This is a genomic window from Mycolicibacterium sp. P4_G11 (assembly GCF_056555145.1).
The window spans coordinates 150,660-177,648 of record NZ_JBFUJW010000015.1 but is presented as its reverse complement, the minus strand read 5'-3'; the positions used below and the strand labels follow the sequence as shown (position 1 = coordinate 177,648).

Genomic DNA, 26,989 nt, shown 5'->3' with positions numbered 1-26,989 from the left:
AGCGGTGGTGCCCGGTGACCTCCGCACTGACCATCGCGAGCCTGGCCGCGTTCATCCTGCTCACTGTCGGCACTGCGGTCTTCGTCGCCGCCGAGTTCTCGTTGACCGCGCTGGAACGCAGTACGGTGGAGGCCAACGCCCGCGACGGCGGCCGGCGCGACCGGATCATCCGCACCGCGCACCGCAGCCTGTCGTTCCAGCTGTCCGGCGCGCAGATCGGCATCTCGATCACCACCCTGATCACCGGCTACCTGGCCGAACCCGTGGTGGCGCGGCTGCTGCGCGGCCCGTTGCAGGCGGTCGGGCTGCCGGAGAAGTTCACCGATTCGGTGGCCCTGACGCTGGCCCTGCTGATCGCGACATCGGTGTCGATGGTCTTCGGCGAGCTGGTGCCCAAGAACCTCGCCGTGGCCCGGCCGGTGCCGACCGCGCGTGCCACCGTGCCGCTGCAGTGGTTCTTCTCCCTGGCGTTCTCCCCCGTGATCAAACTGACCAACGGCACCGCCAACTGGGTGCTGCGCCGGCTCGGCGTCGAGCCCGCCGAGGAACTCCGTTCGGCGCGGTCCGCGCAGGAACTGCTGGCGCTGGTGCGCAACTCCGCCGAAAGCGGGTCGCTGGACCCGCAGACGGCCCAATTGATCGACCGCTCCCTGCAATTCGGCGGCCGCACCGCCGAGGAGTTGATGACGCCGCGATCCATGATCGAGTCGCTGGAGGTCACCGACACCGTCGCCGATCTCATCGAGACGGCCATCCGCACCGGGTTCTCCCGGTTCCCGATCGTCGCCGGGGACCTCGACGAGACCGTCGGCATCGTGCACGTCAAACAGGTCTTCGCGATACCCGTCGAGCTGCGCGCCGGTACCCGGCTCGCGCAACTGGCACGGCCCGTCCCGACGGTGCCGTCGACCCTCGACGGTGACGCGGTGATGACCCAGATCCGGGCCAACGGCGTCCAGACCGCCCTGGTGGTCGACGAGTACGGCGGCACCGCCGGCATGGTCACCGTCGAGGACCTCATCGAGGAGATCGTCGGCGACGTCCGCGACGAACACGACGACGCCACCCCCGATGTGGTCGAGGTGCGCGATGGCTGGCTGGTGTCGGGTCTGATGCGGATCGACGAAGTGGACACCGAGACCCCGTTCCGCGCGCCCGAAGGCGACTACGAAACCATCGGCGGGCTGGTGCTCAAAGAGCTCGGCCACATCCCCGACGTGGGCGACACCGTCGTGCTGACCGAGTTCGACCCGGACAACCCGGAGCTGGACCCGGTGCAATGGAAAGCCACGGTCATGCGGATGGACGGGCGGCGCATCGACCAGCTCGAACTCACCGAACTCGGCACGGACCAGTCGGGAGCCGACGATGAATGACGTTCTCGGCATCCTGCTGACCATGGCCCTGCTGGGCGCCAACGCGTTCTTCGTGAGCGCCGAGTTCGCGCTGATCTCGGCCCGCCGCGACCGCCTGCAGGCCCTCGCCGAACAGGGCAAGCGCAGCGCTGTCACCGTGTTGCGGGCCGGTGAGCGACTGTCGATGATGCTGGCCGGCGCTCAGCTCGGCATCACCATCTGCTCGATCCTGCTGGGCCGCATCGGTGAACCGGCCGTCGCGCACCTGCTTCGCGAACCCTTCGACGCCTTCGGCGTGCCCGACACCGTGCTGCACACCGCGGCTTTCGCCGTCGCCTTGGCGATCGTGGTGACGGTGCACGTGCTCCTCGGCGAGATGGTGCCGAAGAACATCGCCATCGCCGGGCCGGAGAAAGCCGCGATGCTGCTGATCCCGCCGTACCTGGTCTACATGAGCGTCGCCCGGCCGTTCGTCATCTTCTACAACTGGTGCGCCAACAGCACGCTGCGGCTGCTCGGGGTGGAGCCAAAGGACGAGCTGGATGTCACGGTCTCATCGGTGGAGCTGTCCGAGATGCTGACCGAGTCGCTGTCGGAGGGGCTGCTGGACGCCGAGGAACACGTCCGGCTCAAGCGCGCGCTGGACATCCGGACCCGGACGGTCAGGGACGTCGCGATCCCCCTGCAGGACATCCGCGCGGTGCCGATCGCGGCACCCGGAACCGGTCCCACGGTGGGTGCGGTGGCCGAGGCGTTGCGCGAGACCGGCTATTCCCGGTTCCCGGTCACCGACGGCCACAGCGCCTACCTCGGTTACCTGCACATCAAGGACGTGCTGCCCTGCATGGACCACAACGACGCCGTGCTGGACCGGTCCATGGTGCGCCCGCTGCCCATGGTGGCCTCGACGCTGCCGGTGGTCGACGCGCTGTCGTGGTTGCGCCGCAACAACAGTCACTTGTCCCTGGTGACCACCGACGGGTACGTCACCGCGATGGTGACGCTGGAAGACCTGGTGGAGGACCTGGTCGGCGTGGTGCGCGACGGTACCCACCGTGTCTGAGACGGTGTGCGCACTGCCCGAGGTCCTGGACGAGCACGACTGGGCGCTGCGCGAACAGCGTTACCTGGACCGCGTCGACGCCTTCCTCGCACCGCATGAGCGGCGGATGCGGGCCGGCGAGCCGCATCCGGTGTGGGACTTCCTGTTCACCTACTACAGCCTCAAGCCCCGCCAGCTGAGGCGCTGGCACCCGGGTTTCGGTCGGGCGCTGACCGGGCCCGGCACGCGGCGGTTCACCGACCGGGCCGGGTACGGCCACACCGGTGACGCTGTCACGGTGACGGACGCGTACCTCGCCGGCCGCCGGGACACCGTCGCCTTCGTTGCCGACCTGTTGACTGCGACGGCGGCCCGCCCGGCCCGGTTGAACTGTTTCGGCCTGCACGAATGGGCCATGGTGTACCGCGCTCCCGAGGTGCGGCACGCCCGGGTGCCGCTGCGGCTGAGCGCGTCGGACACCGACGCCGTGGTCGAGTCGATGCCGCTGCGGTGCACGCATTTCGACGCCTACCGGTTCTTCACCGAGGCGGCCGTCCCGCGCAACGGCGAAGCCCTGTCCCGACACGCCCAGTCGGCCACCGAGCAGCCGGGCTGTGTGCACGCAAATATGGACTTGTACAAATGGAGTTACAAGCTCGGACCTTTGCTGGAGTCGAATCTGTTGATGGATTGCCTTGACCTCGCGGCGGACGCACGCGTCCTCGACATGCGGGCCAGCCCGTATGACCTCAGCGACTACGGCATCGAGCCGATCGCCATCGAGGACCCGACGGGCCGCGCCGAGTACGTGCGCCGTCAGCAGGACATCGCCAATCTCGCTGTGCCACTACGTGAATCACTGTTGTCCGAATGCCTGGCGTTGCTCGGCCACCACTCCGACGGGAGCACACCTTGACGGTCCGGACAGTGCTGCGGATCGCCGCTGCCGCTCTGGCGGCCGCGCTGACCGTCGCCGGCTGCTCTGACGACCAGCCCGGTCGCAGCACGCCGCGCAGTGGGCAGGTGTTGCCGGGCGACTACAGCGGCGCCGGCCCCGGCACGCTCGTCGCCGCGCAGCCACTGACCACCGTCGACCCCGAACTGGCCGGGCTGACCGCCATCTCCGCGCGCATCACCTACGTCTCCACGTCGGGCATCAACGACAGCCACCCCAAGGTGACGGGCTCGGTGTTCCTGCCGAAGGGCAAGCCGCCCGAGGGCGGCTGGCGCATCATCGCGCTGGCCAACCCGGGCAGCGGCATCAAGTCCGACTGCGCGCCGTCGTCGTCGCCGAGCCTGCTGGGCCTGCTGCCGACCGTGCGGCTCATGGTCGGCGCCGGGTATCTGGTGGCGATCACCGACTATCAGGGCATCGGGCTCGACGAGACCTATCACCCGTATCTGGACTCGACGACCGAGGGCTTCAACCTGATCGACCTCGCGCGGGCGACGCGCAAGCTGGTCCCTGCCGCCTCCACGAACTGGATCGCGGTGGGCACCGGGCAGGGCGGGCAGGCCGCCTGGGCGGCCGCCGAGCTGGCCACCGATTACGGCGGCGGCCTGCGCCCGCAGGGTGCGGTTGCCCTGGCCCCGACCGCGGCACTCGACTGGCTGGCCGACGCGTCGGCCGCCGGGGACCTGAACCGCGACCAGCAGCTCATGCTGCAGCAGTACCTGGCGGTCATGCCGCAGGCTTATCCGGGATTCCCCATCGAGGACTACCGCCGCGGCGCCGCCCGCGACCACTGGGACACGTTGTCGGCCTGCCGCGGTCCGGCCGTCGCCGACCGCGCGGGCATCCTGGATTCGCTGACACCGCACGACCTCGGCCCGACGACGCCCGCCGCCACCGAAGCGCTGCGCGGTTACCTGCGGAAGGCGACGCTGCCGCAGGCGCCGGCCGCCGCCCCGATGCTGATCACCCCCGGGCCGGCCGACGGCCTGGTGCCGCCCGAGCAGACCGCCGCCGCCGTCGAGCGGGCCTGTGCCATGGGCGACGTGATCGATTACGTCCAGCCCGACGAAGCCGACGCCCTCGGCTGGATCACCGACCGGTTCAACGGGACCCCGGCGCCCAACAACTGTGCCGGCGCCACCCCGACCACCGCCACGCCGACGACGACCGCCAGTTCTAACTCGGACGACTCCGACACCGGGCAGTCGAGTTCGGACACCGAAGAGGTGACCCAGACCGCCGAACGGACCGAAGCCGAAACCCCGACGCCGCATCACCCGCAGCCCGCGCCCCCGCCGCCGACGGACTTCGGGGACGCCGAATGAACATCGGCCTGCTCGACGGCTGGCTGCCAACGCTGATCCAGGTGGTGACGGTGCTTGGCCTGATCGTCGCCGTCGGCCGGCGGTCCCCGCGCTGGCTGCGACTGTGGCTCCCGGTCGCGGTCGGGACCGGCATCGTCCTGGCACTGGGCTGCAGCTGGTTCATCTCCGACCAAGGCCTCGCGGGCGGCCCGGCCCCGACCTCGCTGTGGGTCTGGATCGTCCTGACCGGCGTGGCACTCGTGGTGGCCATCGCGGGGTGGCCGGGCCTGCACTGGTGGCGCCGGTCGCTGGCCGTCGCGGTGGTGCCGCTGTGCGCGGTGTGCGCGGGCCTGGCGGTGAACACCTGGACCGGTTATCTGCCGACCGTCGAGGCCCTGTGGCAGCGGGCCACCGGCGCCGAACTCAAGGGCGAGATCGATCTGAACACCGCGCTGGCAATGCGCGGCGCCGGCCAGGTGCCGGACCGCGGCGTCCTGATCTCGGTGCAGATTCCGACGGACGCGTCGGGCTTCCGCACCCGTCCGGAAATGGTCTATCTACCGCCGGCGTGGTTCGCCCACGACGCCCCGCAGCTGCCGGTCGTGGTCATGGTGGGCGGTGAATTCGGGTGGCCGGCCGACTGGCCGACGGCCGGCGGCGCCCAGCGCACCGCCGACGAATTCGCGGCCGCCCACGGCGGCAACGCGCCCATCCTGGTGTTCGTCGACACCAGCGGCCAGTTCTCCAACGACACCGAGTGTGTCAACGGGCCCCGCGGCATGGCCGCCGATCACCTCACCAAAGATGTTGTGCCATTTGTCACTTCGACGTTCTCGGCGAGCCCCGATCCGTCCCGCTGGGGCATCGTCGGCTGGTCTGCCGGTGGCACGTGCGCGGTGATGACCACGGTGATGCACCCCGAGCTGTTCCAGACCTTCGTCGACATGGACGGACAGGTCGGGCCCAACGCCGGTTCCGAACCGCAGACCATCGCGCGTTTGTTCGGCGGCGATGCGGCGGCATTCGCCCACTTCGATCCGGCGACCGTGGTGCGCAAGCACGGGCCGTACACCGGCGTCGCCGGCTGGTTCGCGGTATCGGAGAACGGGCCGGTGGTGCACCAACCGGCCCAGGCCGGCGCGGCGACGAACGTGCAACCGCCGGACAACCCGGAGAGCCACACCGCGGTCGCCAGCTACCTGTGTGCCATGGTCAGCGCCGCCGGTATCGAGTGTTCGGTGGTCCCGCACGGCGGTGACCACACGTTCCCCAGTGCCGCAGAGGTATTCGCCGCGGCCCTGCCATGGCTCGCCGGACGCCTGCACACGCCCGGTGTCCCGGCCATCGGTTTGCCGGGCTCGACACCGCAATGAGGGTGTGACCGGGTTCTCAATGTCCGACACGGCGGTGAGCTGCGGTTACCCACGGGTAAAGTGGAGGGTCGCCGCGTGGGCTGCTTAGGAGGAAATACAAATGACTGATCGTGTGACGGTGGGAAATCTGCGGGTGGCCCGCGTACTGCACGACTTCATCACCAACGAGGCCCTGCCCGGCACCGGGGTTGACCCGGACAGCTTCTGGGCCGGGGTGGACAAGGTCATCACCGACCTGACCCCGAAGAACCAGGCGCTGCTGGCCCGCCGCGACGATCTGCAGGCGCAGATCGACAAGTGGCACCGGGCGCGGGTCATCGATCCGGTCGACACCGATGAGTTCAAGAACTCGTACCAGGAGTTCCTCACCGAGATCGGCTACCTGCAGCCGGAACCGGCGGAGTTCTGCATCCGGACCTCGGGCGTCGACCCGGAGATCACCAGCACCTCGGGTCCGCAGCTGGTGGTGCCGATCCTGAACGCCCGGTTCGCGCTCAACGCGGCCAACGCCCGCTGGGGCTCGCTGTACGACGCGCTGTATGGCACCGACGTCATCTCCGACGAGGACGGCGCCGAGGCCGGCAAGGGTGGCTACAACAAGGTGCGCGGCGACAAGGTGATCGCCTACGCCCGGGGCTTCCTGGACCAGGCCGTCCCGCTGGCAGCCGGCTCGTGGGCCGACGTCACCGGCCTGAAGATCGATGACGAGCACCAACTGCAGGCCGAACTTGGCGACGGGCTGTCGAGCGGGCTGGCCAGCCCCGAGGAGTTCGTCGGCTACACCGGCAAGCTCGGTGACCCGGCGTGGTCGGTGCTGCTGGTGCACCACGGCCTGCACATCGAAATCCTGGTCGACCCCGAGTCGCCGATCGGTTCGACCGACAAGGCCGGCATCAAGGACGTCGTGCTGGAATCCGCGATCACCACGATCATGGACTTCGAGGACTCGGTCGCGGCTGTCGACGCCGACGACAAGGTGCTGGGCTACCGCAACTGGCTGGGCCTGAACCGCGGTGACCTGTCCGAGCAGGTCAGCAAGGGCGGCAAGACCTTCACCCGCACGCTGAACCCCGACCGCGTCTTCACCACCCCGGACGGCGAGGGCGAACTGGTCCTGCCGGGCCGCAGCCTGCTGTTCGTGCGCAACGTCGGTCACCTGATGACCAACGACGCCATCGTCGACGCCGACGGCAACGAAATCCCCGAGGGCATCCAGGACGCGCTGTTCACCGGCCTGATCGCCATGCACGGCCTGAAATCCTCGAAGGAGAACGGCGAGCTGACCAACAGCCGCACCGGCTCGATCTACATCGTGAAGCCGAAGATGCACGGCCCCGACGAGGTCGCCTTCACCTGCGAGCTGTTCAGCCGCGTCGAGGACGTCCTCGGCCTGCCCGCGGCCACCCTCAAGGTCGGCATCATGGATGAGGAGCGCCGCACCACGGTCAACCTCAACGCCTGTATCAAGGCCGCCGAGGACCGCGTGGTGTTCATCAACACCGGCTTCCTGGACCGCACGGGCGACGAGATCCACACCTCGATGGAAGCGGGCCCGATGGTCCGCAAGGGCGCCATGAAGAGCCAGACCTGGATCAAGGCCTACGAGGACGCCAACGTCGACGCCGGTCTGGCCGACGGTCTGGCCGGACGCGCCCAGATCGGTAAGGGCATGTGGGCCATGACCGATCTGATGGCCGAGATGGTCAAGCAGAAGATCTCCCAGCCGCAGGCCGGCGCCACCACCGCGTGGGTGCCGTCGCCGACCGGTGCCACCCTGCACGCCATGCACTACCACCAGGTCGACGTGCGCGAGGTGCAGGAAGAGCTGGCCGGCAAGAAGCGCACCACCCGCGCCGAACTGCTGACCATCCCGCTGGCCAAGGAACTGGCCTGGGCACCCGAAGAGATCCACGAAGAGGTCGACAACAACTGCCAGTCGATCCTCGGCTACGTGGTGCGCTGGATCGACCAGGGTGTCGGCTGCTCGAAGGTGCCGGACATCCACAACATCGCGCTGATGGAGGACCGCGCCACCCTGCGCATCTCCAGCCAGCTGCTGGCCAACTGGCTGCGGCACGGCGTCATCACCGAGGACGACGTCAAGGCGAGCCTGCGCCGGATGGCGGCGGTGGTCGACGAGCAGAACGCCGGCGACTCGGCGTACCTGCCGATGGCACCGGATCCGGAGGGCAGCATCGCCTTCCAGGCTGCGCAGGAGCTGATCCTCGAGGGTTGCGCCCAGCCCAACGGCTACACCGAGCCGATCCTGCATCGGCGCCGGCGGGAGTTCAAGGCCGCACACGCCGGTTCGTGAACGGTTAACTCCCCCATCATCGTTGATTAAAATTCGGCGGGCCCACGTCTTGCGACGCGGGTCCGCCGATTGCACGCCGACACCAGGAGCAGACACCAATGGGTAGGCACAGAGCTCCCGACGACGAGTCACCCGACGACGAAGTCTCCGACTACGACGCGTTGTCGCCGGACATCCCGGAAGCCGACGAATCCGCCACCGGCGCTCCGGGGTTCCGGGTGCCGGACGACTGGGCCGAGATGCACGGGATGCCGCCTGCTGCCACCGGACCTGCTGCCACCCCGGCTGTGCCCACCCCGCCCGCCGGTCCCGCCGACCGGTACGAGACCGACGAGCCCGACGCCGACTACGGCGACACCGACTATTCGGACCAACCCGACCTCACCGGATCCGAGAGCGTCACCCAGGCGTTCCCGGCCGTCCCTCGCCGGGCCTCGGTCCGTGCGCACAGCGGCGACTGGGAGGGTGGTGAGTGGACCGGCAGCCACCGGGCCATCGCCACCAAGCGCCGCGGGGTCAGCGTCGGCGTCATCGCCGCCCTGGTGACCGTCGTGGTCGTGGTCGCCGCGGTGATCCTCTGGCGTTTCTTCGGCAGCGTGCTGTCCGACCGCAGCAGGGAGGCTTCGGCGCGGTGCGTGTCCGGCTCGGTCAGCGTGCCCGTCATGGCCGACTCGTCGATCTCCGATCAGCTCAACTCCCTGGCCGGCAAGTACAACCAGTCCGCCGCACCCGTCGGCGACAAGTGCGTCAAGGTCGAGGTCAAGGCGACCGATCCGACCGCGGTCGTCGACGGTGTGGTCAACAAGTGGCCGTCGAACCTGGGACCGCGCCCGGCCCTGTGGGTTCCGGCCAGTTCGGTGTCGGCGGCCCGGCTGGTTGCCGGTGCCGGTGACCAGGCGATCAGCGGTGAGGCGAAGTCGCTGGCGACGTCACCAGTGCTGGTGGCCGTCCGGCCGCAGCTCAAAGATGCGCTGGCCCAACAGAACTGGGGCACCCTGCCCACGCTGCAGACGACGCCGACGGCGTTGGACGGCCTGAGCCTGCCGGGCTGGGGCTCGCTGCGGCTGGCCCTGCCGACCGTCGACAACAGTGACGCGGCCTACCTGGCGGCCGAGGCCGTCGCCTCTGCCGCAGCCAATGGCGGCCCGGCGAATGCCGGTGCGGGCGCCGTGCACCGGTTGATGGCCGCGCAGCCGAAGCTCTCCGATCCCAAGGTCTCGACGGCGCTGGACGCGCTGATCTCCGCGAGCGACCCGGCCACCGCGCCGGTGCACGCGGTCGTCACCACCGAACAGCAGCTCTACCAGCGGTCGCAACACACCGACAATGCCAAGGGCAAGCTGGCGGCCTGGCTGCCGCCCGGCGCACCGGCCGTCGCCGACTACCCGGCCGTGCTGCTCGCCGGCGAGGGTCTGTCGCACGAAGAGGTCACCGCGGCGAGCGAATTCGAACGCTTCCTGCGCAAGCCCGAGCAGCTCGCCGAGCTGTCGAAGGCCGGCTTCCGCGTCGACGGTGGCAATCCCCCGAAGAACGACGTGGTCAACGTCGGCGCACTGCCCGACGCCCTCGCGATCGGCGACACCAACACGCGCGCCACGCTGGCCAACGCTGTCGGTGGCACGTCGAAGAGCGCCGCCGTGACGATCTTGCTGGATCAGTCGATGCCGATCAGCGACGGCGCCAAGACGCGGTTGGGCAACGTGACCACCGCGCTGATGGACCGGCTCAAGGCGATGTCGCCGAACAGCTCGGTGGGTCTGTGGACGTTCGACGGCGTGGCGGGCCGCAACGAGATTCCGGTGGCCCCGCTCAGCGAGCAGGCACACGCGGCTCAGCTGATCTCGAACCTGAACAACCAGAGCTCCTCGGGCGGCGGTCACGTCTCGTTCACGACGCTGCGCATGCTCTACGGCGACGCGATGTCGAAATATGTCGAGGGACAGCCCAATTCGATCCTGGTGATCACCTCCGGCCCGCACACCGACCAGTCGCTGGACGGTCAGGGCCTGCAGGACTACATCAAGTCGGCGTTCGACGCGGGCCGCCCGGTGGCGATCAACGTCATCGACATCGGCACCGACTCGGACGGCTCGACCTGGCAGGCCGTCTCGCAGATCACCGGCGGCACGTACACCGGCGTGCCCACCTCCGCGGCTCCCGAACTGGCCAACGCGGTCGCCGCTGCCCTGCCGTAGTTTCCGACGCAAAAGGGCCGGGTCTGCACAGACCCGGCCCTTTTACGTTGCGCGATCAGGCAAACGCCTCGATCGGCGGGCAGGAGCACACCAGGTTGCGGTCGCCGAACGCACCGTCGATGCGACGGACGGGCGGCCACACCTTGGGACGGAAACCCTTGCCCAGCGGGTAGGCGGCATGTTCGCGGGTGTACGGGTGCTTCCACTCGTCGACCAGCAGGCACTCGGCGGTGTGCGGCGCGTTGTGCAGCGGGTTGTCGTCCGCCGGCCACTCACCGGAGCCGACCTGGTCGATCTCGGCCTTGATCGCGATCATCGCGGCGATGAAGGCGTCGACCTCGGTGAGGCTCTCGCTCTCGGTGGGCTCGACCATCAACGTGCCGGCCACCGGGAAGCTCATGGTCGGCGCGTGGAAACCGTAGTCCGCCAAGCGCTTTGCCACATCGTCGACGGTGACGCCGGTGGCCTTGGTGATGGCCCGCAGGTCCAGGATGCACTCGTGCGCGACCATGCCGTTCTCGCCGGTGTACAGCACCGGGTAGTGCTCGTCGAGGCGGCGGGCGATGTAGTTGGCCGACGCGATCGCCGTCAGCGTCGCGGCCCGCAGACCGGCCGCGCCCATCATCCGGATGTACGCCCAGGTGATCGGCAGGATGGACGCCGAGCCGTACGGGGCCGCCGACACGGTGTGGTCGTCGGCGAGCTCGGCGGCCAGCGGGTGACCGGGCAGGTACGGCGCGAGGTGCGAGCGGACCGCCACCGGGCCGACACCCGGACCGCCGCCGCCGTGCGGGATGCAGAAGGTCTTGTGCAGGTTCAGGTGGCTGACGTCGCCGCCGAACTTGCCGGGACGGGCCAGGCCGACGATCGCGTTGAGGTTGGCGCCGTCGACGTAGACCTGACCGCCGGCGTCGTGCACCGCGGCGCAGATGTCGGCGACGTCGTGCTCGTACACGCCGTGCGTGGACGGGTAGGTGATCATCAGCGCGGCCAGGTCACCGGCGTGCTCGGCAACCTTGGCGCGCAGGTCGTCCAGATCGACGTCGCCGTTCTCGCGGCACGCCACGACCACGACCTTCATGCCGACCATGGCGGCCGACGCGGCGTTGGTGCCGTGCGCGCTGGACGGGATGAGGCAGATGTTGCGCCCGGCCTCCCCGCGGGCCTCGTGGTAGGCGCGGATGGCCAGCAGCCCGGCGTACTCCCCCTGCGATCCGGCGTTGGGCTGCAGCGAGACAGAGTCATAGCCGGTGATGCTCACCAGCCAGGACTCCACATCGGCGATCAGCTTGCGCAGGCCCGGCGTGTCCGACGCCGGGGCGAACGGATGCTGCTGGGCGAACTCGGTCCAGGTGATGGGCTCCATCTCGGCGGCCGCGTTGAGCTTCATGGTGCACGAGCCCAGCGGGATCATGCTGCGGTCCAGCGCGATGTCCTTGTCGGCCAGCGAGCGCAGGTAGCGCATCATCTCGGTCTCGGTGCGGTACCGTGAGAACGCCGGGTGGGTGAGGAATTCCGAAGTGCGGGTGTGGATTTCGGGGCCGGCCCAGTGGTGGCCGCCGCGGGTCGCACCGAACGCGGCGAGCACCGCGTCGACGTGATCGGCAGTGGTCGCCTCATCGCAGGACACCGAGATGTGGTCGGCGTCCACCAGCCAGACGTTGATGCCGCGCTCCTTGGCGGCCGCCTGCACCTGCTCGGCCCGGCCCGGCACCTTGGCCAGGACGGTGTCGAAGAAGGCGCCGTGCACCACCTCGACGCCGGCCTCCTTCAGGCCCATCGCCACAGCCAGCGCGTGGCCGTGCACCCGGTGCGCGATGGCGGTCAGCCCGCGCGGGCCGTGGTAGCTGGCGTACATCGCGGCGATCACCGCGAGCAGCACCTGGGCGGTACAGATGTTGCTGGTGGCCCGGTCCCGGCGGATGTGCTGTTCGCGGGTCTGCAGGCTCAACCGATAGGCCTTGGCACCGTCGGCGTCGACCGAGACGCCGACCAGACGGCCCGGCAGCTGACGGGCGTGCTTGCCGTGCACGGCCAGGTAACCGGCGTGCGGCCCACCGAATCCCATTGGCACACCGAAACGTTGCGTGGTGCCGAAGGCCACGTCGGCCCCGATCTCACCGGGCGGGGTGACGAGCGTCATCGCCAGCAGGTCCGCGCCGAGGGCGACCAGCGCGCCGCGCTCATGGGCCTGCGCGATCAGTGCGGACCAATCGTTGACCGCACCGCTGGCACCCGGCACCTGGGCGATGACGCCGAAGAACTCGCCCTCGGGCAGGCCGTCGCGCAGGTCGGCGGTGACGATCTCGATGTTCAGCGGCTCGGCGCGGGTGGCCAGCACGGCGGCGGTCTGCGGATAGACGTCGACGTCGACGGCCAGGCGGCGGCAGTCGCCCTTGACGGCGCGGTGCATCAGCGTCATCGCCTCGGCCGCGGCGGTGGCCTCGTCGAGCATCGACGCGTTGGCGATCTCCATGCCGGTCAGGTCGGTGACCATGGTCTGGAAGTTGAGCAGGGCCTCGAGGCGGCCCTGGCTGATCTCCGGCTGGTACGGCGTGTAGGCCGTGTACCAGGCCGGGTTCTCGAGAATGTTGCGGCGCAGCACCGCCGGGGTCAGGGTGTCGAAGTAGCCCTGGCCGATCATCGACACCGCGACGGTGTTGGTGTCGGCCAGTGCACGCAACTCGGCCAGCGACTGCTCTTCGGTCGCCGGAGCCTTCAGTTCGTCGAGGCCGGGAGCCAGTCCGGCGCTGGACAGCGCGTCGAGAATGCCCGCGGGCAGCGCCTTGGCGGCGAGCTCTTCCAGGGAGTCGACGCCGATGACCCCGAGCATGGTGGCCACCGCGTCGGCGTCCGGACCGATGTGCCGGTCGACGAAGCGAAGCTGGTGGTGCTCAGCAGAGGAACGAGACGTGCTGTCGGTCATGACGGCCTCTCCAGACGTTCAGGCTCGGGGCAGGCGTGCCAGGCGAACCGCTTGCGGTTCCTCCCCCTCTGTCGTCGGTGCCTGAGAGATTCGGCCCGACGATGGTCGGCCTTTCCCCATGGGCGGGCGAGGCACAGCTCGCCGCTTTCCAGAGGCATCGGGCTCCGGCGCGGTCCGGGGGCCTGAGAGGTTGATGGAGAGGTATTGCTCCTTCGGCGTCCATGGCTGGCGGCCACAGAACTCTCCCGCGTCGGGACGATGCGCGCGCCAGTCTACCGGTGGTTCGCCACGGGCCGCTCATAGTCCCCCAGAGGGGGTGCCCCCAAGCAAACTGCCCCTCTCCATGGGAAAGGGGCAGTTTGCTGTCTGCTGGTGAGTGGCCTCAGCCGATCTTGCGGTCGCGCTGCTTGCGCCGGGATGCCAGTTCGTCCTCGGGTGCGGCGATGGACTCGCCGCCGTCGGCCCGCTCGCCCGGGAAGTCGGCGATGGCGCCGGTCAGCTCGCGCATGGCACCCGAGACCGCGATGCCGAACACACCCTGACCGCCCTGCAGCAGGTCGACGACCTCTTCGGCGGACGTGCACTCGTAGACCGTGGTGCCGTCGGAGAACAGCGTGATGTTGGCCAGGTCGTGAACCCCGCGCTGGCGCAGGTGATCGACCGCGACACGGATGTTGTGCAGCGAGATGCCGGTGTCGAGCAGGCGCTTGACGATCTTGAGGACCAGGATGTCCTTGAACGAGTACAGGCGCTGGCTGCCGGAGCCGGCCGCGCCGCGGATCGACGGGACGACCAGCGAGGTGCGCGCCCAGTAGTCCAGCTGGCGGTAGGTGATGCCGGCGATCTGGCAGGCGCTCGGCCCGCGGTAGCCGACCAGTTCGTCGGGTACGGATTCATCAGGGAACAGGCCTGCCTGCACCGGCATCGGAGCCGGCGTCGGGGCGGCCTGCTCAGGCGCGCCGTTGGTCGTCAGGTCCAACTGCTCTTGACGTGGCGTCTCGTCGCCCACTGCCTGATCCTCTCGCCGATCGAACTAACCCTGCCTGGCGGCCATTGCTGCTCGGCGGGCATGTCCGCTGCTCGAATGTGTCGAGCATACGCTTCCCGCCGGGCCACTTCAGCCCATCGGCGGCGAGCCGCCGATCAGACTGTTGCCAGAACGAGGAAAGTATGTGGCGCGGATTCGTCGAATCTGCAAACGGCGCACCGCGTGTCGACGCCTGCTGACCTAACTGAGACGCATCCGTGACAACGCCCCGGCGGACGTTCCCCCGGACCGGTCAGGTGGCCTTGAAATCGTCCGGCGAAATGCTGTCGAGGAACTCCTTGAACTTCTCGACCTCGTCCTCGCGCACAGCCCCCGACGGCTCCTCGTCGCTCTCGTCCGGGATCAACAGACCGGCTTCGGCCAGCACCGCTTCCTCGACGTAGATCGGCACGCCCATCCGCAGCGCGATGGCCACCGAGTCCGACGGCCGCGCCGACACCGTGATGTCGCGGTCGAACACCAGGTCGGCGTAGAAAGTGCCTTCCTGCAGATCCACGATGCGCACCTCGCGCAGTGAATGCCCAAGCGCGGCAATCAAATCCCGGATCAGGTCGTGCGTGAGGGGACGAGCCGGCGAGACGCCCTGCTGTTCCAGCGCGATGGCCGCAGCCTCGGACTGCCCGATCCAGATCGGCAGGTACCGATCACCGTCTGATTCGCGGAGCAACAGCACGGGTTGGTTCTGTGGCTGCTCCACCCGAATGCCGACCACACGAACCTCGCCCATCTGCGTCTGCCCTCCGCAATCCGTGTGCCATCAACGAATTCGAGTCTAGTCCTCAGCGATCGAGAACGTCGCGCACCGCAGACTTGATCAGCGAGGTGTGCAGCGTGATGGCGAGCGCCGCGACCTCGCGGGCCAGTTCGTCGGCCCGGTCGCGGGCCCCGGCGTTGCCGGCTTTGCCGATGGGCCCGGCGATCTGGGCGATGAGGTCCGACTGCCGGTCGGCCGCGGACCGGAAGGCCCGCAGGTGCCGCGGCTCGACGCCGTATTCGCCCAGCGCGTGGGCGCATTGAGCGATGACCACGGCGTGTTCGTCGAAGAACCCCGCCGGGCCGGGGATGATCACGCCGCTCTTGACGAGCGCGGAGAGCAGCTCCGACTTGATGCCGGAGCGCTGCAGCAGATCCTCGCGGCTGAGCCGGACCTGGGCAGGCGCGACATCAGCTGGGCCACCGTCTTGGTCGCTGTCGAGATCGGGCACCAATTTCGGTACGCCGTAAGCGGATCCGTTCGACGGCAGCGCGCCGTCGGCCTGGGCATCCAGCTGGGCCTTGATGACTTTCAGCGGCAGGTACTGATCGCGCTGCGCGGACAGGATGAACCGCAGCCGCGCGCAGTCATAGGCCGTGAAACGACGGTAGCCCGACCCAGTGCGTTCAGGCGTGACCAGACCTTGTTCCTCCAGGAACCGGATCTTGGAAATCGTCACGTCCGGGAAGTCTGGTCGGAGCAGATCGAACACTGCTCCGATCGACATCCCGGCCACTGCACTGCGGTCGGGCTGCGTCATGGACTGACCGCCGGCTCTAACCAGCCGAGCTGTCGTCGGTCTTGGGGCCGGTCAGGAACACCAGGCGGAACTTGCCGATCTGGACCTCGTCCCCGTTGGCCAGCACCGCCGAGTCGACGGGCTCGCGGTTGACGTAGGTGCCGTTGAGGCTGCCGACGTCGACCACCTGGAATTCACCGGACTCGAGCCGGAACTCGGCGTGCCGGCGGCTCACCGTCACGTCGTCGAGGAAGATGTCGCTGTCCGGGTGACGTCCCGCCGAGGTACTCGGCTGATCCAGCAGGAACCGCGAGCCGGCATTCGGCCCGCGCTTGACCACCAGGAGGGCCGAGCCCACCGGCAGTCCTTCAACTCCGGAGACGGCACTGGTGCCGCTCGTCGAAGCCGGGGCATCGAGCTCACTGAGGAAGTCCGCACGGAAGACCGATGTGGTCTCCACCGTTGCCTCCTCGGACCCGAAATCAGTCCCCGAACCGCTGTCGTTATCCGTCACGCGCTGCTCCTCTACTGGCTGCTGTGGCGCTCTCTTGCACGACCAGCCGGCAGTCCTGCCAGCAGTCATCGATGTCGCATACGTCCCACTATTGACCGTACCGCGCGGCGCGGGCGAGTGTGCCCGCCACCGCCGGATCCGCCGAGCCGACTTTGGTGTCGCCGCGGCCGAACCGGACCGCAGCACCCTAACAAAGGCGTTACTCGTCCAGGGTCGCCCGGTAGCCGTCAGCGTCGAGCAGACCCGCGAGCTGGCTGTCCAGTTCGGCCGCGTCGGCCTGCAGTTCGATCAGCCAGCCGGCGTCGTAGGGATCGGAGTTGACCAGGTCGGGCGAGCCTTCCAGATCACCGTTGACCGCAACGATTTTCGCGGCGATCGGGGCGTACAGCTCCGAGGTCGTCTTGGGCGATTCGACCTCACCGAACACGTCGCCGGAGGCCAAGGTGGTACCGACCTCGGGCAGATCGACATAGACCACGTCACCCAGCGCGCCCTGCGCGAAATCGGTGATTCCGACGCGCACGGTGCCCTCGCCGGTGCGGCGCACCCATTCGTGCTCGGTGGTGTACAGCAGATCGGCTGGCGTTTCGCTCACGACGCTCCTTGAGTGTTGGTGGGGTACATAGGATACGGCTCGATTACCGGGGCCCGGCGGCTACTTGACCGGCTGAGCGTATTGACGCGGTTTTGCCTGCCGCAAGGCAGTGACGTCAATCGTGTCGGCCTGTTGCACGGTCATTGTGCCGCCAACCCGCTTGACACTGTCCATCGCCCCGCCGGGGATGTTCATCGCGGCCGCCAGGGTCGGCGGATCACCAATGGCGAGAATCGAATAGGGCGGGTTCATGGTCACGTTGTCGACCACCAGCGCGCCTGCGGCGCCGGTCACCCAGGTATCGACCCCGACCCGAACCGCGGTCTGCTGATCGCCCCGTCCGGACCGGATCTCCATGGCCTCGGCGCCGGCCGCGCGCAGCTCATTGATCACGTCGAGCAAGGTCTCCGGCGAGACGCCGGGAGCGATGTCCTCGATGGTGATGGTGACGCCGGGACCGGTGGCCGCAACCGTCCCGATCAGGATCGACAGGGCACGCAACCGGGCCTGCGCGTTCTCGATGGCGGCCTGGTCGCTGTTGCCCGACGCCTGCAGCGCCGACAGCGTCTTCTGCAGGTCGGCCACCTCGGTGCCCAGGGCCGCCTCGCGCTGTTGCAGCGAGTCGAGCAGCACCAGCAGGTCGGCCGGCCGGGCGGTGTCCAGCGCGTCACCCGATTCGGTCTGGCGCACCTGCGTCGCTATCGCCACGCCGAGCAATACGCAGAGCAGAACGGCCAGCGCACCGAACATCAACTGGGACCGGGTGCGCGGCAGCCGAGCGGGGACACCGTCGGGCAGCTCGTGCCGGCCGTGATGTTCGGCCGCGGGTTCGGCGTCGCCGTGGTGCTGTTCGTCGTCAGCCATGCCGTGGTGCTGTTCGTCGTCAGCCATGCCGCTCCACCGTCACGCCCCGAACAACCGGCGGCGCAGCGCCGCCGCGTTCCCGAAGATCCGGATACCGAGCACCACGATGATCGCGGTGGTCAGCTGCGTGCCCACACCCAGTTGGTCACCGACGTAGACGATCACCGCGGCGACCAGGACGTTGAAGACGAACGAGATGACGAAGACCTTGGCATCGAAGATGTTCTCGAGGTAGGCCCGCAGTCCCCCGAACACCGCGTCCAGCGCCGCGACGACGGCGATCGGCAGGTACGGCTGGACCGCTTCGGGCACGCTGGGGTGGAAGATCAACCCCAGCACGATGCCGACCACCAGTGCCGCGATCCCGATCATGTGCGCATACCCAATCTCAATTCGGCCCCAATCACTTTGGCCCACTTTGCCTGGCGAAGTTGACATCTCGTACTGATGCGGCCGACACCGTCAGCCGGTCCCGAGTCTGCACGCTGATGCCCACCCCGTACGACGCGGCGAGCAGCGTCAGCCGCTGCATGGCGGGAGTGTGCTCGAACACCTCCTGCATGGCGTGGGGCGGCCCGATGGCGACGACCACATAGGGGCTGGCCACCGGCTGGTTGTCGACGAGGATGCCGCCGCCGGCTTGCCGCATGGTCACGTTCGGCCCGATCCGCACGCCGCCGACGGACACCGCCTCGGCACCGGCCGCCCACAACGAGTTGACGGTCAGTTGCAGGTCGCGGTCCAGGATGGTCTGCGGGCTGCCGGCAACCCGCTGTTTCGATACGTCGGACAGGTTCGGGCTCGGCGGGGGTTCGGTGACGGTGACGGTCAGGCCCGGGCCGGTCACCGCGGTCACGCCGGCACCGAACTCGGCCTGCTCCAGGGCGGCCAGCAGTTCGCGGCCCTGCGCGTCGCCGGCCAAGCGGCTGCGACGCGCGGCCTCCACCTGGCCGGCCAGGGCGTCGCGGGTGGCGGTGCTGTCGCGGGTCCGCTCTTCGGCGGTGCGCGCGTTGGCGGACAACACATGTTGGGTCTGGGTGGTGGCCGGCGCCATGGATACCGCGTGCTGCGCCGCCGTTCCGAACACCACCGACACCGCGGCGACGCCGACCAGCAGCCAGGCGCCGTCGGCGAGGCGGGAGCGTGTCCGTCGGGCACTGTCGCCGGACGCCTGGCGGCGCTCCGCCGCGGCGACATAACCGGGGTCCAGATGGTCGGTGAGCAGTGAGCGCAGCAGCGACGGCACCGGAATCCGGACCGGCTCGTCGGCGACGTGACTGTTGCGGCCGGCTTCCGGCCGGTAGCCGCCCAGCGCCCGGTCCCGGGGTGTCCCGGCTTCCGTCACGCCGCAGACCTCGCGACCGGCGGCAGTTCCCGCAGCACCATCGTCACCTGGATCAGGTACAGCGCGGCGGACCACAGATACATGGCCATGCCCCAGACGAGGAACGCCCAGCCGCAGGCCAGCACCACCCGGCTCCAGGCGTCCGGCCACTGTCCGAGCAGTACCAGCGGGAATCCGGACATCAGCGCGAACGTCGCGGCCTTGCCGATGTAGGTCACCGGCAGCGCGGTCAAACCTCGGCTACGTACCAGCGGCAGGGTGGCCGCCAGCACCAGGTCGCGGCCGATCAGGGTCAGCACGATCCACCACGGGACGACGCGCGCGATCGCCAGCGCGACCGGCACGACCAGCATGTAGATCCGGTCGACCAGCGGGTCCAGCAGTTCGCCCAGCCGCGACGACTGGTTCGGCACCAGGCGCGCGATCTTGCCGTCCGCCCAGTCCGAGAAGCCGCTGAACATCAGGATCGCGACGGACCAGCCATTGGCGTGCGCCGACAACAGCAGGTAGAGGAACACTGGGACCAGCAGCAATCGCAACGCGCTCAGCGCGTTGGGAATCGTCAGCACCCGGTCGCTCGAATCGGCTTCCGGGCCACTGGTGCTCATGGGCTAAACCTAACGGAACACCCCGGGCAGGCTCAGCGCTGCCATCGTGTCGTCGGCCAGCGGGTTGTCGTGAATCATGTACGTCCACGTCGATGTCGGGCGGGCCAGCTTCGACAGATCCAGGCCGGGCTCGTCCTCCAGCACGTTGGCGGTCTCGAAGGTCTGCTGCGCGGCCTCGATGGCGTCGGCCGCCAGCGATGCGAACGCGTCGACCGCCATGCGGTGGAACTCGTCGAGCGGGTCCTGACGTCCCAGCGCCCGCAGGTGGATGCTCTCGCGGATGTCGGACAGGTAGGCCAGGTGGTCGGCCCAGCCGCGGTCCAGGTGGTACAGCATGATCATCCGGCAGATGCGCTCGAGTTCGTCCTCGCCGACCTCGTCGGCCAGTTCCTGGTACCGGTCCGGCGTCAGCTCCTTGAGCTCGTCGCGCGCGGTCGTGGTGCGCAGCAGCGTCTCTCGGCGTTCGACGATGATCGCGCGCTGCTGCGCGGTGAGCTGGTTGTAGCGCCAGGTGTTGGCGTGCACGTCCAGCAGCCGGCCCTCGGCGACGCGCTGGGCGTGCTCGAGCATCTGGCCGGCGCGGTCGCTGACGATCCGGCCGTCCTCGTCGGTCTGCGTCGGCAGTTTCTCGGGCTCCAGGTGCGAGACGACGACGTCGTCCTCCCAGCTGGAGAAGAACACCGACGAGCCGGGGTCGCCCTGGCGGCCGGCGCGGCCGCGCAGCTGGTTGTCGAGGCGTTCGGTGTGGTGCCGGCCGGTGCCGATGACGTGCAGGCCACCGAGTTCGGCGACGGCGTCGTGGTCGGCTTCGTCCGATCCACCGAGGCGGATGTCGGTGCCACGGCCGGCCATCTGGGTGGAGACGGTGACGGTGGCGAGCTTGCCCGCCTCGGCGATGACGGCGGCTTCTTCCTCGTCGTTCTTGGCGTTCAGCACGACGGCGGGTACCCCGGCCTTGACCAGTTTCGCGTGCAGCTCTTCGGATTCGGCGACATCGCGGGTGCCGACGAGCACCGGCTGGCCGGTCTCGTGGATCTGCTGGATGTGCTCGATGACGGCCTGGTTCTTGGCGGCCGCGGTGATGTAGACGCGGTCGGCCTCGTCTTCGCGGATGTTCGGCGTGTTCGGCGGGATCGGCGACACCCCGAGCCGGTAGAACTGGCGCAGCTGCTCACCGGCGGCCAGCGCGGTACCGGTCATGCCGCACACCGTCGGGTAGCGGCCGATGAGGGCCTGGACGGTGATGGTGTCGAGGACCTCGCCGGTCTCGGTGGTCTCGATGCCTTCCTTGGCCTCGACCGCGGCCTGCAATCCGTCGGGCCAGCGCTGCAGCGATGCGATGCGGCCGCGGGAGGCGTTGATGAGGTGAACGGCGTTGTCCCGCACGATGTAATGCACGTCGCGCTGCAGCAGCACATGCGCGTGCAGAGCCACGTTGACCTCGGTCAGTGTGGTGCCGATGTGCTCCTCGGCATACAGGTCGATGCCGCCGAGGGCCTTCTCGAGCTTGCGCGCGCCCGCGTCGGTCAGGTGCACGTTGCGCCGGTCGGCGTCGGTGTCGTAGTACTGCAGCGAGTCGTCCACGCGGTTCTCGGAGGTCATCTCCCCGACCAGCCGGATGATCTCCATGCGCGGTGTCTCGCGGTGGGTGGTGCCGGCGAGTACCAGCGGCACCAGCGCTTCGTCGACCAGCACGGAGTCGGCCTCGTCGATCAGTGCGACGTCGGGCCGCGGTGACACCAGGTCGTCGACGTGGGTGACCAGCTGGTCGCGCAGCACGTCGAACCCGATCTCGTTGACCGAGGCGTAGGTGACGTCGCATTCGTAGGCGGCGCGCCGTTCGTCGGCCGTCGACTCGGCGGTGATCCAGCCGACCGTCAGGCCCATGGCCGCCAGCAGCGGTCCCATCCACTCGGCGTCGCGGCGAGCCAGGTAGTCGTTGACCGAGATGACGTGCACGTGCCGTCCGGCCAGCGCGTAGCCGGCCGCGGCGATCGCGCCGGCCAGGGTCTTGCCCTCACCGGTGGCCATCTCGACGACGTCGCCGGCCATCATGCGCAGCGCACCGAGCAGCTGCACGTCGAACGGGCGCAGGCCCGTCGTCCGGTCCGCCGCCTCGCGGGCGATGGCCAGGAACTGCGGGATGTCGGCGGCATCGGCGAGCTCGGACAGTTCCAGCAGCTTGGCTGCCTTGGTGATCTGCTCGTCGTCCAGCCCCGCGGCCTTGTCGTCGAATTCCGCCGACGCCCGGACCTGATTCATCGACCGGTTCTGGTTCTTGTCGGTGGAAGCACCGAGCAGCTTCCAGAACTTGCTGCTCAGCCGGCCGGATTTCGCGGTGCTGGTTTTCGCCACAGGTCAAAGGTACCGGGCCGGTCCGCCGGCACTTCTTCAACCATCCACCTCTTGGGCGCTGTCCGCGCCTGTCGCGGCGCGCGCGTCAATAGAGCACGGGTACCTTGCGGGGATGGATTTGTTCACCCCGACGCTCGAATGGGGCCATGAGCTCACCACCTCGCTGTGGTGGATCGTCAAAGCCTGGCTGATCGCAGCGGTATCGACGCTGGTGGTGGTGACCGCCATCGGCCGGTTCACGGTCTGGGGCAGGCAGTTCTGGCGCATCAGCGGCGGCTACTTCATCGGCCGCGAGAGCCTCAAGGTGTGGCTGTGGCTGGCGGCGATGCTGCTGTCGGTGATCACCGGCGTTCGGCTCACGGTGCTGTTCAGCTATCAGAGCAACGATCTGATGACCAGCTTCCAGGTGGTGGCCTCCGGCCTGGCCGGTCATGACCAGGCGGTGAAGGACTCCGGGGCGCACGGATTCTGGATGTCGATCGGCATCTTCTCGCTGCTGGCCGTGTTGCATGTCAGCCGCATCATGCTCGACCTGTTCATGACGCAGCGGTTCATCCTGCGGTGGCGCGCGTGGCTGACCGACCGGCTCACGGGCGACTGGCTGGACGGCAAGGCGTACTACCGGTCGCGGTTCATCGACGACACCATCGACAACCCGGACCAGCGCATCCAGAGCGACATCGACATCTTCACCGCAGGCGTGGGCCCACTGCCCAACACGCCCAACAACATGACCACCTCGACGCTGCTGTTCGGCGCCATCAACGCCATCGCGTCGATGCTGTCGTTCACCGCGATTCTGTGGAACCTGTCCGGCACCCTGACCATCGCCGGGCTCACCATCCCCAAGGCGATGTTCTGGATCGGACTGGGTTATGTCCTGATCGCGTCGGTGGTGGCCTTCTGGATCGGCCGGCCGATCATCTGGCTGTCGTTCGACAACGAACGCTTCAACGCGGCGTTCCGTTACGCGCTCGTCCGGATGCGCGACGCGGCAGAGGCCGTCGCGTTCTACCACGGTGAGATCGCCGAGCGGACGGGTCTGCGGCGGCTGTTCGCCCCGGTCGTGGACAACTACAAGCGGTACGTCAACCGGATGATCGGCCTCAACGGCTGGAACCTGTCGATGAGCCAGATCATCGTGCCGCTGCCATATGTCCTGCAGTTCCCGCGATTCCTCGCCGGTGAGATCAAGCTCGGCGACATGAACCAGACGGCGTCGGCGTTCGGCAGCATCCAGGACGGATTGTCGTTCTTCCGCAACGTGTACGACCAGTTCGCCGGGTATCGCGCCGCCATCATCCGTCTGCACGGCCTGGTGACGGCCAACGACGCGGCGCGGCACCTGCCCGCGCTGGCCACCGAGGACTGCCCCGACGACACCATCACGCTGGAGAAGGTCACGGTGAGCACACCGGACGGCCGCGAACTCATCGCCCCGCTGGATCTGTGCCTGTACCCCGGCGAAGCGCTGGTGGTCACCGGCCCGTCCGGCAGCGGCAAGACGACCCTGCTGCGCAGCCTGGCCAAGCTGTGGCCCTTCTGCCAGGGCGCCATGCACTTCCCGATGGACGAGAACGAGACGCTGTTCCTGTCCCAGCTGCCGTATGTGCCACTGGGTGATCTGCGCGCCGTGGTGTCCTACCCGGGCAAGGTGGGTTCGCACACCGATGCCGAACTGCACGAGGTCCTGAACAAGGTCGCGCTGCCGCATCTGGCGAACCGCCTCGACGAGGTCGACGACTGGGCCAAGGTGCTCTCCCCCGGCGAGCAGCAGCGCGTCGCCTTCGCCCGGGTGCTGCTGACCCGACCCAAGGCCGTGTTCTTCGACGAGTCCACCTCGGCCCTCGACGAGGGCCTGGAAATGATGCTGTACCAACTGGTTCGGACCGAACTGCCGGACACCACCGTGGTCAGCGTCAGCCACCGCAGCACCGTCGAACAGCACCACCAGCAGGAGCTGGAACTGCTGGGCAACGGCGAGTGGCGGCTCACGCGGATCGAAGACGAGGACGGCGCACCCGCCCCCGTCTAGCCGATCACCTTGCCGCGGCGTGGGCTCCGGCCCGGCGGCCGAAGAACGACCCTTCACCCAGCTGGGTGCCACTGGCGTAGCCCTTGCCGTCCTGCGCGATGTTCGAGGCGCACGCACCCGCCGCGTACAGGCCCGGCACGGCGCTGCCGTCCTCGCGGAGCACTTCGCCGTCGATGCTGACCGACAGGCCACCCATGGTGAACCCGGAGTACAGGGCCCGCCCGAGCGACAGGTCGAATGCCGCCCACGGCCCATTGTCCTGGGCGGCAACGTAATCCGGCTGCTTGTGGAAGTCGGGGTCGCCACCTGCCGCGGCGTTGGCGTTGTAGCGCTCCAGCGTCGCGGCCAGGTTCCCGGCCGGAATGCCCAGCGCCGCTTCCATTTCCGCGACGGTCTCCCAGCCGTCGATGAACCGGATCAACGGCATCGCCGGCATCTCGGTGTGCGCTTCGTCCACGATCAGGTAGGCCACCTGGTCGGGCTGCTCGAGCACGAAAGCCGAAGTGCGCGAATGGTATGAGTCCTCGTTGACGAAGCGCTGGCCATTCTGGTTGACGATGACGCCGGTGAGCAGAACCTCCGGCGGGTAGGCGGCGGCCGTGATGAACAGCTGGTCCAGATTCCTGGCGACGCCGCCGGCGGACACGCCGAGCTTGATGCCCAGCCCGTCGTCGTTCGGGTTGCCGAGGATGTAGGGCTCAACTTCGCCGTGGTGCTTGGTCTTTCGCTTCTGACCCAGCGCCGGCGTGTGTTCGGCCACCATCTCCGGGTTCATCGCGAAGCCGCCGGCGGCGATGATGACGGCGCCGGCCTTGACCGCGCCCGTCACCCCGAAGTTCTTCCAGCGGACGCCGACCGCACGGCCCTGCTCGTCCACCACGAGGTTGGTCGCGCCGGTTTCGTAGCGCATCTCGACGCCGAGTTCGTCGGCCCTTTTCAGCAGCAGCTTGATGACCATGTCCGCGCCGCCCAATTCGCCCGGCACCGGGACCGAGTGCCCGCGGGGCGCGGCCTTGGCCTGCTCGCAGAACGGCCACACCTTCTCGTTGCCGGTGTAGGACAGGCCCTCGGTGCCCGGCGGCACCACCACCTTGCCCGGGTAGTAGCTGCGTTCGAACTGAAAACCCAAGTCTTCCAACCAATTGAAGTGTTCGACGCTGCCGTCGCAGTAGGCGCGGATCTTGTCGTGCTCAGGGTCGTGGGCGACCGCGACGAGGTACTTGTACATCTCGTCGGCGCTATCGTCGTGGCCGGTCGCCTGCTGTACGGCGGTGCCGCCGCCGAGGTAGAAGTGGCCGCCGGCCATGGACGTGGTGCCGCCCGCGGCGGCCGCCTTCTCCAGCACCAGGACCTTGGCGCCGGCGGCGGCAGCACTGACCGCGGCACAGCCACCGGCGATACCGAAGCCGATCACCACGACGTCGGCCTCGTCGGACCAATCGGTGACGTCGGCGGCGTTGACGGTCTCGGGAACTGTTTGCATCGTCTCTCCTGGGCCGGTCTCAGTGGTGTCCGGCGCGGTCATTCGGGCAACCTGGACACGTGTCTGATCAATGATCGACTAGACAATAACGTCGAGACGGGGCCATGGCTAGAACGTGTTCTAGTTTCCTTCCTCACCCAGGTACGCCGCGATACACCGGGCCGACGCGGCGCGCGCCTGCTCGGGGTCGGTTCCGCCGGCGATGTCCGCCGCGCACCAGGCCGCACCGGATTCGCGGGTGAACCGGCGGCCCTCGTCGCTCACGGTCCATTGCGGACCGAACGACGGGTCGATGGCCTGCCCCGTCACGGTGTGGATGGCCAGCCCGAGCAGCGCCCCGTCCCAGCCCATCCCCACCGCACTGGGTCCGTACTGCGCCCAGAACTCGTCGTCGTCGGTCGGGGCGATGTGGTCGAGTTCCAGACGCGCCGATCCGGCCCCCTCGTCGACGATGCGCAGCTCGATCCAGCTGACCTGCCCGTTGCACTCCCAGGTGGCGGTGAAGGTGTGCGGGGGCTCGCAGGTCTGCACGGTGCCGCCGGCGTTGCCTTCCAGTTGGAACGTGCCGCCGACCGTGAGGTCGCCGGTGATCGGCAGGAACCACCGGGGAATCCGCTCCTTGTCGGTACAGGCGTCCCAGAGGTCGGCGGCGTCGGTCGGATACGACTGACTGATCGTGACGACGCGAACCTCGCCTGCCTGCCACGTCCGCGTGCCGACCGTGCGCTGCACGGCATTGATCTGTGTGGTGACGTCGATCATCACTCCCCCTTGTTCTTGTTGCGTTTTCCGCGCGCCACCTCGGTGGCCAGCGCGTCCAGATGCGGTCGCCAGAACTGGCGGAACCCGGCCAGCCAGTTGTCGATGTCCTGCATACCCCGCCCGTCCACGGCATACAGCCGCCGCTGACCGTCCGGGCGCACGCTGGCAAAACCGTTGTCGCGCAAGACCTTCAAATGCTGCGACACCGCCGGTTGACTGATCGAGAACTCGGATTGAATCGTCGCGCCGATGGCACCGGCGGTCAGTTCGCCATGGGCCAGCAATTCCAGGATCCGTCGGCGAACCGGGTCCCCCAGGACATCGAAGGCGTGCACGATGCCAAGCTATAGCCGTGACTTATATAAGTCAAGAATTACATATCTGAGCGTCGACCGGCGCCCGATCAACGGAGGGCAGGCCTTC

The 26,989-nt window shown here is 68.5% G+C and carries 22 protein-coding genes and 1 riboswitch; of the genes, 8 read left to right on the top strand and 14 right to left on the bottom strand.

The annotated features are described in order from the left end of the window. The first annotated feature begins 14 nt into the window (after positions 1 to 14). The 7 genes from AC1U2B_RS27195 to AC1U2B_RS27165 all read left to right on the top strand — a co-directional run bounded on the left by AC1U2B_RS27195 (position 15) and on the right by AC1U2B_RS27165 (position 10,538). On the top strand, positions 15 to 1,376 hold the full coding sequence (locus tag AC1U2B_RS27195) for a hemolysin family protein (protein WP_480219226.1): 1,362 nt from the start codon (positions 15 to 17) through the stop codon (positions 1,374 to 1,376). Further along, on the top strand, positions 1,369 to 2,418 hold the full coding sequence (locus AC1U2B_RS27190; RefSeq protein ID WP_480219225.1) for a hemolysin family protein: 1,050 nt from the start codon (positions 1,369 to 1,371) through the stop codon (positions 2,416 to 2,418). Before AC1U2B_RS27195 ends, AC1U2B_RS27190 begins: the two co-directional genes overlap by 8 nt. Beyond that, positions 2,411 to 3,313, top strand: a complete 903-nt coding sequence (locus tag AC1U2B_RS27185; protein WP_480219224.1) for a 3-methyladenine DNA glycosylase — start codon at positions 2,411 to 2,413, stop codon at positions 3,311 to 3,313. Before AC1U2B_RS27190 ends, AC1U2B_RS27185 begins: the two co-directional genes overlap by 8 nt. Further along, complete coding sequence (locus AC1U2B_RS27180) at positions 3,310 to 4,677, top strand: lipase (protein ID WP_480219223.1); 1,368 nt, start codon at positions 3,310 to 3,312, stop codon at positions 4,675 to 4,677. The genes AC1U2B_RS27185 and AC1U2B_RS27180 overlap by 4 nt, the downstream gene beginning before the upstream one ends. Then, entirely contained in the window at positions 4,674 to 6,029 is a 1,356-nt protein-coding gene (locus tag AC1U2B_RS27175; RefSeq protein WP_480219222.1) for an alpha/beta hydrolase, read from the top strand. Before AC1U2B_RS27180 ends, AC1U2B_RS27175 begins: the two co-directional genes overlap by 4 nt. A 100-nt stretch (positions 6,030 to 6,129) precedes the next feature. Beyond that, positions 6,130 to 8,343, top strand: a complete 2,214-nt coding sequence (locus tag AC1U2B_RS27170; protein WP_480219221.1) for a malate synthase G — start codon at positions 6,130 to 6,132, stop codon at positions 8,341 to 8,343. Between the two features lie 98 nt (positions 8,344 to 8,441). Next, entirely contained in the window at positions 8,442 to 10,538 is a 2,097-nt protein-coding gene (locus AC1U2B_RS27165; protein ID WP_480219220.1) for a VWA domain-containing protein, read from the top strand. Positions 10,539 to 10,593: 55 nt separating this feature from the next. On the opposite strand, the gene gcvP is transcribed toward AC1U2B_RS27165, so the two are convergent. From gcvP to secA2, 11 genes are all read right to left on the bottom strand, one after another. Further along, on the bottom strand, positions 10,594 to 13,464 hold the full coding sequence (gene gcvP, locus AC1U2B_RS27160) for an aminomethyl-transferring glycine dehydrogenase (protein WP_480219219.1): 2,871 nt from the start codon (positions 13,462 to 13,464) through the stop codon (positions 10,594 to 10,596). A gap of 160 nt (positions 13,465 to 13,624) precedes the next feature. Next, positions 13,625 to 13,722, bottom strand: a riboswitch (glycine riboswitch). 124 nt (positions 13,723 to 13,846) lie between these two features. Beyond that, positions 13,847 to 14,473 carry a MerR family transcriptional regulator gene (locus AC1U2B_RS27155; protein WP_043985690.1) on the bottom strand — a complete coding sequence of 209 codons (627 nt, stop codon included), beginning with the start codon at positions 14,471 to 14,473 and terminating at the stop codon, positions 13,847 to 13,849. Between the two features lie 271 nt (positions 14,474 to 14,744). After that, positions 14,745 to 15,239, bottom strand: a complete 495-nt coding sequence (locus tag AC1U2B_RS27150; protein WP_043399863.1) for a bifunctional nuclease family protein — start codon at positions 15,237 to 15,239, stop codon at positions 14,745 to 14,747. Between the two features lie 52 nt (positions 15,240 to 15,291). After that, entirely contained in the window at positions 15,292 to 16,026 is a 735-nt protein-coding gene (gene ftsR, locus AC1U2B_RS27145; RefSeq protein WP_082067919.1) for a transcriptional regulator FtsR, read from the bottom strand. 16 nt (positions 16,027 to 16,042) lie between these two features. Then, on the bottom strand, positions 16,043 to 16,519 hold the full coding sequence (gene garA / locus AC1U2B_RS27140) for a glycogen accumulation regulator GarA (RefSeq protein ID WP_480219218.1): 477 nt from the start codon (positions 16,517 to 16,519) through the stop codon (positions 16,043 to 16,045). Positions 16,520 to 16,718: 199 nt separating this feature from the next. Next, positions 16,719 to 17,114: a glycine cleavage system protein GcvH gene (gene gcvH, locus AC1U2B_RS27135; RefSeq protein ID WP_043399855.1), complete on the bottom strand. Its 396-nt coding sequence runs from the start codon at positions 17,112 to 17,114 to the stop codon at positions 16,719 to 16,721. A gap of 60 nt (positions 17,115 to 17,174) precedes the next feature. Beyond that, positions 17,175 to 17,978 (bottom strand): DUF881 domain-containing protein, encoded by an 804-nt coding sequence (locus AC1U2B_RS27130; protein WP_480219247.1) that lies wholly within the window; start codon positions 17,976 to 17,978, stop codon positions 17,175 to 17,177. Between the two features lie 39 nt (positions 17,979 to 18,017). Beyond that, positions 18,018 to 18,350 carry a small basic family protein gene (locus AC1U2B_RS27125; protein WP_043399850.1) on the bottom strand — a complete coding sequence of 111 codons (333 nt, stop codon included), beginning with the start codon at positions 18,348 to 18,350 and terminating at the stop codon, positions 18,018 to 18,020. Between the two features lie 31 nt (positions 18,351 to 18,381). Further along, positions 18,382 to 19,323, bottom strand: coding sequence for a DUF881 domain-containing protein (locus AC1U2B_RS27120; protein ID WP_480219217.1), 942 nt, complete (start codon positions 19,321 to 19,323; stop codon positions 18,382 to 18,384). Continuing rightward, entirely contained in the window at positions 19,320 to 19,931 is a 612-nt protein-coding gene (locus tag AC1U2B_RS27115) for a CDP-alcohol phosphatidyltransferase family protein (protein ID WP_480219216.1), read from the bottom strand. The genes AC1U2B_RS27120 and AC1U2B_RS27115 overlap by 4 nt, the downstream gene beginning before the upstream one ends. Before the next feature lie 9 nt (positions 19,932 to 19,940). Further along, on the bottom strand, positions 19,941 to 22,286 hold the full coding sequence (gene secA2 / locus AC1U2B_RS27110) for an accessory Sec system translocase SecA2 (protein WP_480219215.1): 2,346 nt from the start codon (positions 22,284 to 22,286) through the stop codon (positions 19,941 to 19,943). A gap of 112 nt (positions 22,287 to 22,398) precedes the next feature. Here secA2 and AC1U2B_RS27105 point away from each other — a divergent pair, with 112 nt between their 5' ends. Beyond that, entirely contained in the window at positions 22,399 to 24,321 is a 1,923-nt protein-coding gene (locus AC1U2B_RS27105) for an ABC transporter ATP-binding protein/permease (protein WP_480219214.1), read from the top strand. A gap of 4 nt (positions 24,322 to 24,325) precedes the next feature. Here the strand turns inward: AC1U2B_RS27105 and AC1U2B_RS27100 are convergent, their stop codons facing one another. The 3 genes from AC1U2B_RS27100 to AC1U2B_RS27090 all read right to left on the bottom strand — a co-directional run bounded on the left by AC1U2B_RS27100 (position 24,326) and on the right by AC1U2B_RS27090 (position 26,901). Next, the gene (locus AC1U2B_RS27100) at positions 24,326 to 25,804 is read right to left on the bottom strand and encodes an FAD-binding protein (protein WP_260972394.1); all 1,479 of its coding nucleotides are present in this window, start codon (positions 25,802 to 25,804) and stop codon (positions 24,326 to 24,328) included. Between the two features lie 120 nt (positions 25,805 to 25,924). Then, entirely contained in the window at positions 25,925 to 26,566 is a 642-nt protein-coding gene (locus AC1U2B_RS27095; protein ID WP_480219213.1) for an SRPBCC family protein, read from the bottom strand. Further along, the gene (locus tag AC1U2B_RS27090) at positions 26,566 to 26,901 is read right to left on the bottom strand and encodes an ArsR/SmtB family transcription factor (RefSeq protein ID WP_480219212.1); all 336 of its coding nucleotides are present in this window, start codon (positions 26,899 to 26,901) and stop codon (positions 26,566 to 26,568) included. The genes AC1U2B_RS27095 and AC1U2B_RS27090 overlap by 1 nt, the downstream gene beginning before the upstream one ends. Between the last annotated feature and the right edge of the window lie 88 nt (positions 26,902 to 26,989).